12 protein-coding genes and 1 tRNA gene are annotated in these 14,734 nt (G+C 52.8%); 5 read left to right on the forward strand and 8 right to left on the reverse strand.

All coding sequences use genetic code 11. The features are described from left to right. Positions 1–20: 20 nt before the first annotated feature. Positions 21–1,592, reverse strand: coding sequence for an ABC transporter substrate-binding protein (locus LU196_RS10265; RefSeq protein WP_232759194.1), 1,572 nt, complete (start codon positions 1,590–1,592; stop codon positions 21–23). 528 nt (positions 1,593–2,120) lie between these two features. Here LU196_RS10265 and LU196_RS10270 point away from each other — a divergent pair. Genes LU196_RS10270 through LU196_RS10280 form a run of 3 tightly spaced genes read left to right on the forward strand, consistent with a single transcriptional unit; the run spans position 2,121 to position 5,916 of the window. After that, positions 2,121–2,852, forward strand: coding sequence for a gluconate 2-dehydrogenase subunit 3 family protein (locus LU196_RS10270; protein WP_232759195.1), 732 nt, complete (start codon positions 2,121–2,123; stop codon positions 2,850–2,852). Between the two features lie 33 nt (positions 2,853–2,885). Beyond that, positions 2,886–4,655: a GMC family oxidoreductase gene (locus LU196_RS10275; protein WP_232759196.1), complete on the forward strand. Its 1,770-nt coding sequence runs from the start codon at positions 2,886–2,888 to the stop codon at positions 4,653–4,655. A 4-nt stretch (positions 4,656–4,659) separates the two neighbouring features. Continuing rightward, complete coding sequence (locus tag LU196_RS10280) at positions 4,660–5,916, forward strand: cytochrome c (RefSeq protein WP_232759197.1); 1,257 nt, start codon at positions 4,660–4,662, stop codon at positions 5,914–5,916. 33 nt (positions 5,917–5,949) lie between these two features. On the opposite strand, the gene LU196_RS10285 is transcribed toward LU196_RS10280, so the two are convergent. The 3 genes from LU196_RS10285 to LU196_RS10295 all read right to left on the reverse strand — a co-directional run bounded on the left by LU196_RS10285 (position 5,950) and on the right by LU196_RS10295 (position 8,053). After that, entirely contained in the window at positions 5,950–6,627 is a 678-nt protein-coding gene (locus LU196_RS10285; protein WP_232759198.1) for a MarC family NAAT transporter, read from the reverse strand. A gap of 42 nt (positions 6,628–6,669) precedes the next feature. Next, positions 6,670–7,305, reverse strand: coding sequence for a hypothetical protein (locus LU196_RS10290; protein ID WP_232759199.1), 636 nt, complete (start codon positions 7,303–7,305; stop codon positions 6,670–6,672). Positions 7,306–7,531: 226 nt separating this feature from the next. Then, positions 7,532–8,053, reverse strand: coding sequence for a DUF2501 domain-containing protein (locus LU196_RS10295; protein ID WP_232759200.1), 522 nt, complete (start codon positions 8,051–8,053; stop codon positions 7,532–7,534). Positions 8,054–8,491: 438 nt separating this feature from the next. On the opposite strand from LU196_RS10295, the gene LU196_RS10300 reads away from it, so the two are divergent. Both LU196_RS10300 and LU196_RS10305 read left to right on the forward strand, forming a co-directional pair. Then, a tRNA-Leu gene (locus LU196_RS10300) sits at positions 8,492–8,576 on the forward strand. Positions 8,577–8,740: 164 nt separating this feature from the next. After that, entirely contained in the window at positions 8,741–10,003 is a 1,263-nt protein-coding gene (locus LU196_RS10305; RefSeq protein ID WP_163763138.1) for an integrase arm-type DNA-binding domain-containing protein, read from the forward strand. A 23-nt stretch (positions 10,004–10,026) separates the two neighbouring features. Here the strand turns inward: LU196_RS10305 and LU196_RS10310 are convergent, their stop codons facing one another. From LU196_RS10310 to LU196_RS10325, 4 genes are all read right to left on the reverse strand, one after another. After that, positions 10,027–11,748, reverse strand: a complete 1,722-nt coding sequence (locus LU196_RS10310) for an ATP-binding protein (protein ID WP_163763137.1) — start codon at positions 11,746–11,748, stop codon at positions 10,027–10,029. After that, on the reverse strand, positions 11,745–13,037 hold the full coding sequence (locus LU196_RS10315; protein ID WP_163763136.1) for an SIR2 family protein: 1,293 nt from the start codon (positions 13,035–13,037) through the stop codon (positions 11,745–11,747). Before LU196_RS10315 ends, LU196_RS10310 begins: the two co-directional genes overlap by 4 nt. A 324-nt stretch (positions 13,038–13,361) precedes the next feature. Further along, positions 13,362–14,174, reverse strand: a complete 813-nt coding sequence (locus LU196_RS10320; protein ID WP_232759201.1) for a hypothetical protein — start codon at positions 14,172–14,174, stop codon at positions 13,362–13,364. Positions 14,175–14,189: 15 nt separating this feature from the next. Further along, positions 14,190–14,465: an ogr/Delta-like zinc finger family protein gene (locus tag LU196_RS10325; RefSeq protein WP_232759202.1), complete on the reverse strand. Its 276-nt coding sequence runs from the start codon at positions 14,463–14,465 to the stop codon at positions 14,190–14,192. Positions 14,466–14,734: the final 269 nt, after the last annotated feature.

Raw genomic sequence — 14,734 nt, forward strand, 5'->3', positions numbered from 1 at the left:
GCGCGAGGCCACCTGCGCCGTTAATGCTTCTCTACCGCATCAAAAAACAGCAGGCTGACGCCGATGCCCTGCTGCACGTGGCTCACGTTGCTGCGTATCGCTACCTGCTGTGCGCCCTGCAGCATCACCACAAACGGCGAATCATGCTGGATCGTTTTCTGTAATTCGCCGTAGAGCGCCCGGCGCGCTGCCGCATCGCTCTCGCCGGCGGCGGCCCGCGTCTTGGCGCTCAGTTCGGGGATCGACCAACCCACGCGCCACGCCAACGTTTTGGCGCCGCCCGGCACGTTTAGCGCAAAGGCGCTGGCGTTGCTGTTGGGATCGACGTAATCCGCGCCCCAGTAGCTGAGAATCGCCTGGAAATCACGGCCGCGCATTTTGCTCCACAGCTCTGACTCCGCCACTGGCTGCAAGACAATGTCGATGCCGGCCTGGGCAAAGCCCGCCTGCAGCGCCTGCGCAATATCACTGTAAGGCGGCTGATTCACGACCGTCAGCACCACGCGCGTGCCGGGCTTGATGCCCCCCGCCGCCAGCAGGGTTTTCGCTTTCTCAACGTCGTAGTGAAACGGTTGATCCCTCAGCGCACCATCAAATCCCTGCGGCAGAAAACTTTGGTGGATCTGATACTGCCCTTTCAGCAGCTGCTGCGAAATGGCCTGGTAGTTGACCAGCCAGCGCGCGGCGTGCCAAAAGGCGGGATTGCCCAGCGCGGGCTGCGCCTGGCTTTGGGTGTTGAAGCCGAGGTAGTAGATCAGGCTTGAGGGAAACGCCGCAATGCGCACGCGGCTGTCCTGCTTCAGGGCATCGATTTGATCCGGGCCAAGCTGATAAGCGATATCCACATCACCTTGCTGAATCAGCAGGCGGCGGGTGGCGGCATCCGCCACGCCCTTGAGCAGGATGCGGGTGAGATGCGGCTGCGGCGTTGCATGGGGGTTGGCGCTCAGCACCAAGGCCTGCTGCGGCACATACTGCTGGATACGAAACGCGCCGCTGCCCGCCGATTGCGTATGCAGCCAGCCGTTGCCAAGATCGTTATTCACGGCGTGCTGCTGCACGGTTTGGCTGTCCACAACCGACGCCACCGGCGCGCTCAGCAACCGCAGCGCGAGATCCGCGCCAATGGCGGCGGGCCAGCGGATCTCCAGCTCGGTGTCACTGTGCGCGGTAAACTGTGCGGCGATGTTATCTGCCGTCCAACCAAACTCCGCGAGAATAAAGGCGGGGGCTTTATTGAGTTTGACCGCGCGCGTCAGCGAGAAGATCACATCCTGCGCCGTCACGGGATTGCCGCTGACAAAGCGCGCCGCCGGATTGAGGGTAAACACCAGACTGTGGGGGGACGAGCCGGGGCGCCACGCGCTGGCCAGCAGCGGGGCGAGCCGCTGCGGCGTGTTGCGGTCTGCCTCGACCAGCGTTTGATAAAGATTACGCTGCACGCTGTTGCTGACGGTCTCGAAACTTTCGGCGGGATCAAAGCTGATAATGCCGTCCAGCGGCACGGCCACTACCAAGGTATCTTTGGGCGTGGCGGCCTGCGCCGTCAGGACGCTGCTGCACAGCGCCACGAGTAATATCCACAGTCGCATTATTTTTCTCTCTGAAATCGGGAGAGATAAATTTATCGTTGAAACGTCAAAGTCAAAATGCCGCTTTGTTCTGAGCTGTGCCGGAAATAACCATTACGCACCGTGAGAGACTATTTAGCCGATTTTTTGCGCGTTTTGTCACACGCAAGAAATAAACCTGGGTAACCTCGCGGTGAGTGACGAAATAAGGTGATATAAAATGAAGCGATGCGCTCATAGAACTGATGATTTATTTTTCTTGATTCCACGGCGCGACAATTTCCGCTTGCGATCAATAACCAACGCTTACACCATGCTGCCCGCCATCCCTCAGCGTTATCTCACGGTTAATGTGAAATTAACAATGTAATCCGCTGCTTTCATTCCTCTTTCGCGCTTCAAAGAAATAATGCGGCGTGAAATAAATACATCTTTAATTTAATTTTTACATCCAGACACATTTATATCCCTAACATCGCCGGGGTATTTACCGATTAATTAAGCCATCCCACACAATTATCTTTCCTGGAAAGTGAGAGCCGCCGCGCCATGCTTCTACAAAAACCCACAACCCGACGTAAATTTTTACTGGGGTCGTTACTGGCTTTGCCGTTAAGTGACCTGGTGCTCAGGGGATTAACTGCGGCGCAGGCGGCAGAAATGGCCGCCCCTGATTTGGCCGCCTATCAGCCGATCTTTTTCAGCGCGTCAGAGTGGCAATTTATTTTGGCCGCCACCGATCGCCTGATCCCGGCGGGCGGCAGCGGCAAAGCGCCGGGCGCGTTGGAAACCAACGTGCCGATTTTTATCGATCAGCAGCTGCACAGCCCGGAGTTTGGCGCAGAGATCTATCTGCAGGGCCCGTTTGACGTACACGCACCCGCTACCATGGGTTACCAAGTTCCGTTTACGCCGCAGCAGATGTATCAAACCGGCATCCGGCTGGTGGAGCAGTGGACGCAGGCGACCTACCAAAAGCCTTTCCATGCGCTAACGGTGGAGCAGAAAGATGCCGTGCTCACCAAAGTGAATAAAAATGACGGCATCGATTTTGCCGCGCTGGGCGAACCGAACCTCAAAGCGTCGCAGTTCTTTAGCCAACTGCTTTCCGATACCAAACACGGCTACCTCGCCGATCCCATGTACGGCGGCAACAAAGGCATGAAAGCCTGGATTGCCATCGGCTTCCCCGGCGCGCGCGCCAGTTTTACCGAGTGGGTGAAGCAGCACAACGTCCCGTATCCGCTGGGTCCGGTTAGCCTGTCAGGCGAGCGCGCCTGATCCCCCGTATCGGCAATTTAACGCAGGAAAAACATGGCACAGATCACTAAGAAAGACGTCGATGTCGTTGTGTGCGGCCTCGGCTGGGCCGGCTCGCTGATGAGCATCGAACTGGCGCTGGCCGGGCTGGAAGTGCGCGCGCTGGAGCGCGGCGGCGAGCGCGACTACCCCGATTTCGCCTACCCGAAACCGGCGGATGAATACGCCTATAACGTGCGTAACAAAGTCTTCGCCACGCCCAAAGAAGTGGCGGTTACCGTGCGCTACAACATGGACCAGACGGCGCTGCCTACCCGCAAATGGGGCGCGTTTGCGCCGGGCACCGGCGTCGGCGGCGCGGGCATGCACTGGACGGCGGTGTTGATTCGTCCAACGCCCACCGACATCAAGCTGAAAACCTACGTTGACCAGGCGTACCAACCCGGCATTTTGCAAGACGACATGCGCGTGATGGACTTCCCGTTCACCTGGGATGAAATCGAACCCTATTTTTATAAGTTTGAGCTGATCTGCGGTCAGTCCGGTAACACCGGCAACCTGCGCGGTCAGATTCTGGAAGGCGGCGATCCCTTTGAAGGGCCGCGCTCCGAACCTTATCCGCTGCCCGCGCTTGACGACACGCTGAACAACGTGATGTTCAAAGAGGCGGCGAAAAAGCTGGGCTACCATCCGTTCCCCAATCCCTCCGCCTGCGTCTCGCGCGCGTGGAAAAACCCCTACGGCAACCAGATCGCGCCGTGTAACTACTGCGGTTACTGCTCGAAGTATCCGTGCCTGAACTACTCCAAAGCCTCACCGCAAACGGCGGTGATGGATGCGCTGAAACGCCTGCCCAACTTCTCCTATGAAGTGAATGCGGAAGTATTCAAAGTGGTGTTACACGACGATCAAAAAACCGCCAAAGGCGTGCTCTATTACGATGCGGACGGTAATGAAGTGTTCCAGCCGGCGAAGATCGTGGTGCTGTCGAGCTTCCAGCTTTATAACGTGCGCTTGATGCTGCTTTCCGGCATTGGCAAGCCGTATAACCCGATTACCGAAGAGGGCGTGGTCGGGCGTAACTATGCGTTCCTGTCCAACGGCGGCGCGACGCTGTTTTTCAAAGACAAAAACTTCAACTCTTTTGCTACCGCGGGCGCTACCGGCCAGATGTTTAACGATATCTCGCCGGGCAACTTCGATGGCCCTGGCCTCGGCTTCCTCGGCGGCGCGAAGATCCACAGTTCGCAGGCCACCGGTACGCCGATTGCCACAGCGCTGCCGAAAGGCACGCCCAGCTGGGGCATGGGCTATAAAGAGGGGCTGGAGCAGTGGTACAACCATTCGATGAAGATCAGCATCACCACCACGTGCCAGTCGTACCGCGACATTTATCTGGACCTCGATCCGCACTACACCGACCATCGCGGCCAGCCGCTGCTGCGCATGACGTTTAACTGGAAAGCCAACGAACTGAAGTTACAGCAGCATCTTAAAGGCATCGTCGGTGATATCGCCAAAGAGCTCAACCCGGACAGCATGAGCATGAGCTTCCTGCCGATGGGCGCGGATTTTGATCTCACCAAATACGTCTCGACCCACAACGTGGGCGGCGCGGTGATGGGCGATAACCCGAAAACCTCGGCGCTGAACAAGTACCTGCAAAGCTGGGACGTGCATAACGTGTTTGTGCCGGGTGGCAACGCCTTCCCGCAGAACTTCCAGGCGAACCCCACCGACACCATCGGGGCGATCACGCTGATGGCGGCGCAGGCGATCAAAGAACAGTACGTGAAAAACCCCGGCCCACTGGTACAGGCATAACTCGATGAACATCAAACCTTTGTTAATCGCCCCCGCGCTGATGCTGGGAAGCCTGGCCTTGCAGGCTCATGCGGAAGATGACGCGCAGCTGATCAAGCGCGGGGAGTATTTGTCGCGCCTGGGCGACTGCATGGCATGCCACTCGGTGGCGGGCAAACCCGATTACGCGGGTGGGCTGGCCATTGAATCGAATCTCGGCACCATTTACTCCACCAACATTACGCCGGACGTGGAGCATGGCATCGGGCGCTACAGCGAACAGCAGTTCTCTGACGCGGTGCGTAAAGGCGTGCTGCCCGACGGTTCACGCCTTTATCCGGCGATGCCGTACCCGGACTACGCCAAAATCAGCGACGCCGATCTGCACGCGCTGTATGTCTATTTCATGAAAGGCGTGCAGCCCAGCAGCGCACAGCCGCAGAAGACCGACCTGCGCTTCCCGTTTAGCCAGCGCTGGGGCATGCGTCTTTGGAACTGGGCGTTTACCGATGAGAAGCCGTTCCAGCCGATTGGCGGTGCTTCAGCGGAGATCAACCGCGGGGCCTACATTGTGGAGAGTCTTGGGCACTGCGGCAGCTGCCACACGCCGCGCGGCTTTGGCATGAACGAGAAGGCGCTGGACAGCAGCGATGCGCAGTTCCTCGCGGGCGGCAGCCTCAATCACTGGGATGTGCCGTCGTTGCGCGGGCTGCCGCGCTGGAGCACGCAGGAGATCGTGGATTACCTGCAAACCGGGCGCAACGACCAGGCGGCGGTGGGCGGTGAGATGACGTCGGTGGTGGAACACTCCAGTTCACACATGACCGACGCCGATCTGCACGCCATCGCGGCGTACCTGAAGTTCCTCGGCGGTAATCCGCCGCTGCAGGTGGCCAATGTGCAGAAGCAGCAGGCCACGGAAGCGACGCTCACCGCCGCGAAAAACCTCTCGGAAGGCGAGCGGCTCTATCTTGATAACTGCGGCGCGTGCCATTTTGTCACCGGTAAAGGGGCGCCAGGCGTGTTCCCGGCGCTGGATCAGGCGAGCATTGTCAACGCGCAGGATCCCACCGGGCTGATCCACACGATCCTCGCGGGGGCGCAGCAGCCGTCTACCGCGAAGGCGCCGTCAACGCTGGCGATGCCGGGCTTTGATCAACGCTTGTCTGATGACGAGGTAGCCAAGCTGGCGACCTTTATTCGCCAGGGCTGGAGCAATAACGCGCCCGCCGTCACCGGCGATCAGGTGACGGAGGTGCGTAAAACGCTCAAGCCAGAGTAAGAACAGGGCAGGGTGACCCGTCGGTCACCCTGTTTAATGGAAGGTGCGGATCACTTCCAGCACGCCGTTGATCACAAACTGCACGCCCATGCACACCAGCAAAAAGCCCATTAGCCTTGAGATGGCCTCAATGCCGCTTTTGCCGACCAATTTCATGATCGCGCCCGAACTGCGCAGGGCGATCCACAGGATCAGCGCCACCACGAAGAAGGTGAGCACCGGTGCGATCGCCACCACCCATGCCGGAAAATCCACGCCCGCTTTAACGGTAGAGGCAGAACTGATGATCATCGCGATCGTCCCCGGACCGGCGGTGCTCGGCATCGCCAGCGGCACAAAGGCAATATTGACGCTTTCTCGCGGCGTATCGCTGGCGGCCAGCTCATCCTGCTTGTGTTCCGCTTCCACCGAATGGCCCACCGGTTTGGCCGGAAACAGCATGCGGAAGCCGATAAACGCCACGATCAACCCACCCGCCATGCGCAGGCCGGGAATCGAGATGCCAAAAGTATGCAGCACCGCGTTGCCGGCGTACCACGCCACCATCATGATCAAAAACACATACAGCGACGCCTGCAGGGCCTGGCGGTTGCGCTCCTGAAAATTCATGTCGCCCGCCAGGCCTAAAAACAGCGCCACGGTGGTCAACGGGTTCGCCAGCGGCAGGATCACCACCAATCCCAGCCCCACGGCTTTAAGCAGTTCCAGCATCGTGCGTCCCCAAAAAAGAAGGCCGCGCAGGCGGCCTTGAGATTAATGCTTGGGCGTATCCAGCGCTTCCAGTAGCTCGGGGAAGAAGTCTTCCAGCAGCTCTGGCGTCATCAGCTCGGGATAGCTGATCAGGTGCTCGCGGATGCGCTCGTTGACGTCGGGCAGCAGCGTTTCCGCCGCCGCTTTGGCGCTGATTTTTTTCTTTTTCATCAGGCGCAGCACGTCGTCCGGCAGGTTATCTTCGTCATCGATCTCTTCGGCGCCTTCAAGATCGTCCAGCTCGTCCAGCAGCTCCATCAGCGCTTCAATCTGCGGCGTGCGCGACTGGTATTCAGGCGGGCTTTCGGTCTCCATATAGCGCAGCAGCGCGCGCACCGGTGAGCCATCCGGCTTTGACGGCGGCTCGCTGGCGAACCAGCTTAGCAGGGCGTGCTGATTTACCTGATGCACGTGGTAGCCGTTATCAACCAGCTCATCGGCGAGGAGATCCGCGGTGTCGTGTTCGATCAGGCAGATGTGCGTGCGATTCGGCGTAAATTGCTCAAGCCATTGATAAACTTCCTCAATGACGCTGTCATCGTAGTTGAAGGTCTGGCTGAGATAGCTGTCATCCTCCTGATGGACGCAAAGGCGGATCAGGTCGGGATCGAAGTAAATCGCAATGCGGGTGCCTTTCATGCGCGCAGTCCTGTGTAGTGCAAAATCTCACTATAGCGTTAGGCAGCGCAGATGAACATGACTATGCCCGCAGCCTGCGGCGCTGGCGTAAAAAACGCGCAAAAATCAGCACGATCCGTAGGGGCACGGTTTATTGTGGCGGAGGAGAGCGGCGGGGAGCAGGGATCAGAGTGGGCCTGTGTGCGTGCAGAAAACGGCGCGCGGGACAGCGCGCGCCGATTGAACCTTACATGCCGACGTATTTCTTGCCCTGCTTGAGCACCACGTCGCAGGCTTTGGTTTTCAGCTTCTCGCCCATCGGCGAGTTGCTCAGGCTTTGCAGATTAAGCTGCTGGCCATTGCCAGTGTTCAGCAGGCCCATTAGCCCCTGCTGATAATCGGTTTTTTGCGTCTGCGCCGTCGGGCTGCTCAGGCCCAGTTTGTTCAGCACCTGTTCTTTCACCGACTTGACGTTATTGTCTACCACGTTGTGCTGCACGCAGTACTCCATCACGCCCGCCGCATTGGTCATGCTGTTGGCGCTCACCGCTTTGTCGCCGCCGTTGAGCAGCCCCGCCAGCGATGCAATCGACATGCCGCCGTTCTGCTGCGTGCTGGTGGACGTATTACTGCCGCTGTTTTGCTGCTGCGACAGCTGGGATGCCGCGCTGCTCAACTGATCCTGCCAGCTCGCCGCCGACGCACTGCCCGCCGCCAGCATCACTGCCACGGCACCGGCGCACATAGCCCGTTGCGTTATTTTGTTCATTTCGACCTCGTTGTCATTCTGCGTCTGATGCGCGTTGTGCTGGTTAAGAGAGGCCATAAGACAGAAAGTTCCGAAGGCGAGGGCGGGAAGGTAAAGTTTGGGAGTGTTCTGGGGGGATGTCTTGGGGCGGGGGCGTTGGGAGGGGTATGGCTGCAGCAAGTGCCGTCCTGAACGCTTAAGAGGCTCGTGAAATTGAGGCGGCGCTGATTTGCGCTCCGCTATGCTTAAGCGTATGCATTTTGTCAGTGGGCTGGGATTTTTGTGGGGGGATTCTGGCACTGATGCGCATGGATTCAATCGCTGTTTTTTGAGGGAAGCGTCGCGTGTTGTTAGAGTAGTGCTGTTTTTTTCAACGCTTAGCACGCATCCCCGCTGATTCCAGTTGCGCAGGCGGTGTGTAACGGTATAATCGCCAACGTTTTCCGCATCCTCTTCAGTGCCGAAGTGGCGAAATCGGTAGACGCAGTTGATTCAAAATCAACCGTAGAAATACGTGCCGGTTCGAGTCCGGCCTTCGGCACCAGTATCCTGTCCATCCCCGTCCGGGGAAGTCCAAAAAAACCTTTAAAATCAACATTCAGTCTGATTTTATCATCCTGTATAGTCCGGGCGCATCCGTTGCAATCCAGACCATGCTGGGGGCATAATTGGGGGCATTCCCACTTCGATAAGAAATGTGCCCCCAAAATGAAACTGAATGCCCGCCAAGTCGACACTGCAAAGCCTAAAGAAAAAACCTATAAAATGGCTGATGGTGGCGGTTTGTATCTTGAGGTCACGACCAAAGGATCAAAGTACTGGCGTATGAAGTACAGGCGGCCAGCCGATAGAAAAGAAGACCGGCTTGCGTTTGGCGTCTGGCCGACAGTAACGCTTGCTGAGGCACGTGCTAAGCGGGACGAAGCCAAAAAGATGTTAGGGCAGGGGATTGACCCCAAAGCTGAACACAAAGAAGCCCAGGCTGAAAATGCGGGAGCCTACACTTTTGAAAGGATCGCCCGCGAATGGCATGCCAGTAACAAGCGATGGAGTAATGATCATCGCTCACGGATCCTGCGCTACCTTGAGCTGTATATCTTTCCTAATATTGGATTGGCAGATATTCGTAAGCTGAAAACCAGCCAGCTGTTAGCCCCCATTAAGGCCGTTGATGCCAGTGGCAGGCATGACGTCGCTCAGCGCCTTCAGCAGCGCGTTACGGCAATAATGCGCTATGCCGTGCAGAACGATTACATTGAATCTAATCCCGCTGTTGATATGGCCGGGGCACTTTCAACGGTAAAGGCTCGCCATTACCCCGCATTACCTTTCAGCCGTTTTCCTGAGTTTCTTACACGTCTTGCCGCATATCGTGGACGAATTATGACGCGTATTGCTGTAGAGCTTTCACTACTGACTTTTGTCCGTTCCAGTGAGTTGCGCTTTGCCCGGTGGGATGAGTTCGATTTTGAAAGAGCCTTATGGCGGATCCCTGCACAACGCAAAGAGATAGAAGGGGTTCGTTACTCTCATCGTGGCATGAAGATGAAAGAGGAGCATCTTGTACCGCTAAGCCGCCAGGTTTTAGCACTCCTGGAGAAGCTGAAGCAGTTAAGTGGAGACAATGAGAGGCTATTTCCCGGCGATCACGATCCTAAAAAAGTCATGAGCGAAAATACAGTTAACAATGCCCTTCGTGCTATGGGGTATGACACGAAGACCGAAGTTTGCGGGCATGGTTTTAGGACAATGGCTCGGGGAGCTCTAGGGGAGTCAGGATTATGGAGTGATGATGCTATTGAACGGCAGCTTAGCCATACAGAACGCAATAATGTTCGTGCAGCTTATATCCATACATCCGAACACCTAGATGAGCGTCGATTAATGGTTCAGTGGTGGGCAGATTATTTAATTGCAAATTCCAATGAATATTTAGCACCATATGATTTTGCTAGGTTAAAAAAATATTAGCAGGGTCTAAATGACCCCGCTTTCTACTTTTTCCAGACTGTGCGATATCCAGGAGAGTCTGATTCTGGTGGATATATGGGTTGAGATATTTGTATTGTCATAGGAATAGGGAAATCTACGCCGACAAGCGCTACTTCACCTTGTTTTAAACTTGGGAGAAATGATGCTGCTGACTTGTCTATTTCGCCACATGCCCTCTCTACCACATCACGGTCTCTATCATTAGTCAATCTATGGACTAATAAGGTTCCTATTTGGCTAAGAACTCCTTCAGTTATATCTCTTGGCCTCTGGGTTGTTAAGCAAATATTTAGGCCATACTTTCTTCCTTCTTTAGCAATCATTTCAAATGCATCAAGCTTTACTGAATGGTCTTCAGAGCCTACTCTTTTTCCCAAGAAGTTATGTGCTTCATCGACGATAACTAATAAGGGCTTTTCCCTAAACTTCTCGAGCCTTGCTAATGTTAATAATTTTCTTCCAATAACATTTGCTAATATTTCCCTTGCGAAAAATTCATAGCTGACATCTCCAAGGCATAAACGAAGAACTCTTTTCTCTGAGTTTAAGAACGACTCTAATATATCGCCTAGCTTCAATAGATTATCATCCCCATGGAAGACTGGCTTCAGAGAACTGGCATATGTTACTGCTTGGATTCTCGTTAATAGAGAAGAGCAATAGCTAAGATCCTGAGTGGCTGCATTACCCCATGAATCGTCACCATTATCAAAACAGCATTCTTGTACAATTTGTGGTATTAGTTTAGTTACATCGAAAGGTTGTGATGGGTTGTCAACTAGTTTTGAGTTGCCTCCTGTGTTCATAGCGCGTCTATAATCAGTTTTAGGCTGTTTGATTTTTCTTAAAACACCATTTGTAGCTATGGTTGAATCGATAGCTACTAATCTTAAGCTTTTAATGGCTTCTTTTAATTTAGGCCCCTGAACTTTACCAGAAGGATCGAACATAGCAATAAAATCAGATTCCATAAAGTCAGTTGGAGGGATTCTAAACTCTTGAGAACCATTGGACTTGTTAATTGGGGAGCCTAGATGGTAGTGGGAGCAATGTTCTGAGTTGAATGATCTGTATTCGCTTGTTGCATCGATAATTATAGTCTTAGAGTTTTTATAATTTGAACATTCTTCTAGAATTTTAGCTGTTGTCCAACTCTTACCGCCGCCAGTTGCACCTAGTATCGCACAATGCCTGCCAAACAATTTATCTGGTTCTACAGTAACAATGCTGGTAGAACCACCTGATATATTACCTAATACTATCCCTATCCTGTTCTCGGTATTTTCATCCAGACTTTTATTAATTAGTTCTGGAATCATTGAGATAAAATCTAATGGGGCGGAATAAACCCTATCGCCCAATCGAGGGTAAGATTTTATACCAGAATCAATACGCAAATTTGATGAATCAATTGTACCTAAAAGTTGTATAGTCCCTATTGCATCAATCTTCCTGCTTCCCTGCGATTCTCTTGATACTTCTCCACGTTCTCTTTCGGGTAACTTAACTTCAATTAAGCGCCCTAAAACAATAGATTGTTGTCCTTCAATTAATAGTATTTCGCCAACTTCGCCTTTTCCATAACGATTGCCCTCTAAATATGAACCACTAACCTCACCAGCATAGATCAAGTTAGCTCTAACCGTCTGAGCAAAAACTGATGAGATCATGCCAACCTTTAAAGTGTTTCTTAAAATTCCAGTTTTCAAAATAGAGTTAATCATTTTAAAGAATTACCTCCCACACTTTTAATAGCCTTAGCTAATTGCTCAGCAGGTGTTAAAGCCCTAAGGTTAGGGATTAAATTTATAAAATCTTTGAAGGACGCATTTAAGAAATGTATATCATAGCCTGCTAAAGAAAGTTCTTTAAGTAATCTCCAGTATTTGCTGGAGTTACTAGTTTTGTTGTCTTTTAAATGATCTTCGCATTTAAAATCTACAATAATTAGTCTCATGCTGGGATTAGACTTTATTGCGGAGTAAATAGGTTCAGCTAAATGATCGTCATTAAATCCAAACCCTGAAATAACTAGGCAACTATTTTGCTTGCGTAAAAAGTCTAGAAGTCTTGATAGCAATTCTAAATGTGGCTGGATGAAGGATTGTTGGTACTTACCTTTTGCTGGGTATATTAGACAAGCATCTGTTGCTGATGGGCTTTCATTTTCGTATATTTGCCCGTCTTTTCTCATCCAGCTGACTGAACCATGAAGCTTGAATAAGTGGAAAACCCCTTCTATAAACTCATGTTCGTTCTCGTCTCTATTCACAACATCGTAATTGAAGTACTTACCATCAAACCGTCTAGTTCCTGTATATGAAAGGCCGTCAACAACCATCATACCTAACTCTGAGGCGGCGGTCTCAAACGTTAAATCATAATTCGTTGTGAATACCTTCAACCTTGGATCTCTAACTCTTCTTCTTCCCATCTTTTGCAGTAGATTGACATAGGCAGATAAGTCACTATTATCACTTTTAAGAAATGAGCTGCATTTATCTAAAATAATTGCTTTTACTTCATTTAAAAATAACTTAACATCTTCTTCTTCATGAAACGCTAAATATGCTTCGCAATTTGAAAGGAAGTGCTCAATATTGGGGTTGGTTCTTTCTAAGTATTTTACTTTTTCACAAACTTTTTGCGCTTCAGGTTTAATCCTTCCTTCATCCATCAATGTTGGATCTTCCCACATTGCACATCTCCATAGATCCCACATGCTCGGGCCTCCAACATCGCCAAGAGAAGTGCCACTACCTGCAAAGAAGGAGAGATTCGGAAACTGCAATGATTTTAGTAATAGTTCATGAAAATATACCTGATTATCTTTCAACTCTTTTTTTTCAGCGTCTGATAAAGGTTCCGGCGGAAGGAGTGGGGCACCAGCTTCTTTTAGCACGCTATCAGCTTTACCATCGCGCCAATAAATATATGAGACGTTATTTAATGCTTTCCATTCATTACTACCTGGCTTTAAAAATGAGATATGCCCATCTGGAGTTGTAGCCATAGTCATTGTCCTTTGAAGATTTATTGAACTGAAGAACATAAATTTACTACATTAAGAGTTCTAAACAATAGAGATATTCATTACACGCTTATGATAGTCAGCGCGCGCTCGTAGCCCCGCCACGCCTGCCCGCTTTATGCAACGGTTTTCATGCACCTGCATGATCGGCTTCGGGCCGCGCCGCTGCTGGCCTTTGCTACCGCTTTTGGGTGCCTGAGACTCATGCGTTTTCATGCAGCATAGACATGCACGCTCACGCTGGTGTGAGCAGGCATAAAAAAGCCCGGCACATTGCCGGGCATCTGTGGGATTTTAAACAGAGACTCAGAAAATTTTGCGCTTGCGCCGGTCGGTTCTTGCCCCTCTGAATGGGTAAGCGCCAGCCAGGCTGATGACGTTATCCCGGAACATCAGCGGCAGTTTTTTATGCGTCCACTCTTCAATAAGGTTCACTGCAAATTTTCGATACAGCGTGTCCGCGTCGTTTGCACCTTCGATAACGCCCGGCGCATAGACTGAGCCATTCCGCTCAAACTGGCTGTACTTCATCCTGAGCAGACTGCCAAGTTCAACACCATGGACGATAAAAAATTCATCAATAAGCGTGTCGATACGCTCTTCCATGATTCCCTCATGGCAGAACACATAGGCATTTGCCTTGCGTCCGGTGGCGTCGGCCAGCGTGGGCAGCTGTTTTTCCCTTTCTGCAATCAGTCCGGCAAGGTCAGATGCCGTTTCCTGCTGCTCCAGATATTCTGCGCGCAGCGCCTTCATCTCCGGCGTGACGGTGCCGCCGTTCTGCTCAAGCAATTCACGAAAGCGCGCCCGGTTGTCCTGGCTGGTCTGCTCCGTTTCGGCCTTACGCTGGCGCAGTGCGCTGATGCTGTCCTCAGCGGCGGCTTCTGCCTGTTTTGCCTCTAGCCAGGCCAGCATTTTGCACTGGAGGTCCTGTACGCGGGGTTGCCAGCCTGCGGGAAGGTCCTTCACGAGCCTGGTTGTATGGCTGATAACGTCGGCCTCGGGCAGCTTCAGAAGCCACCCCGCATCCTGCAGCGGTTTCTGGCTTTTTGCCACGAGCGAGCCAACGAATTCAGCGATTGTCTTCATCTCTTCTTCTGTCATGTTCTGCTGTGTCATGCTTTTTTCTCTCTGTCAGGGCTGTGCGTGGCGGTCGCGGCGGGTGCAGGCGTCGCCATAACGGCCCAGCGTCTGCGGCTGACGCGCCGTGCTCAGTGGTTCAGCTGCGGGTTCTGACTCCGCAGGCTTCTGCGGCTTCATGATGATTTTCTCGACGCTTTCCAGCGCGGTGAAGGTGCAGGAGCAGTCGAGGTTCTGGCACTGGTACCAGGTACGCTTTACGGAGGGCGCTTCATAAGAGCTGGTGCGGGTGTGGGCTACCTGACCACATTCGGGACATTTCAGGGCCATCTCGTTTCCTGTCGGCTGGTTTCAGTAAGTCAATTGTGCCGGGTCTGGCACAGGGGCTTCTACCGGAGGGCGTTGTATGACGGACCAGACAAAAGCATTACTTCTGGCGAGCCAGGAAAAGGTCTCACTGAAGCCTGTTATCAGCTTTCAGTTTTATATAAATCCTTCACTATTCTTCACCAGAGAGAAAAAAATAGTAAATACAGTAAATTAAGAGGTGAAGAATGAAAAAGTAATCCTTCACCCTCTGTTCACCATTGTTCATTGCC

The sequence above is a fragment of the Pantoea sp. Mb-10 genome, assembly GCF_021272205.1.
Taxonomy (GTDB): Bacteria; Pseudomonadota; Gammaproteobacteria; order Enterobacterales; family Enterobacteriaceae; genus Pantoea.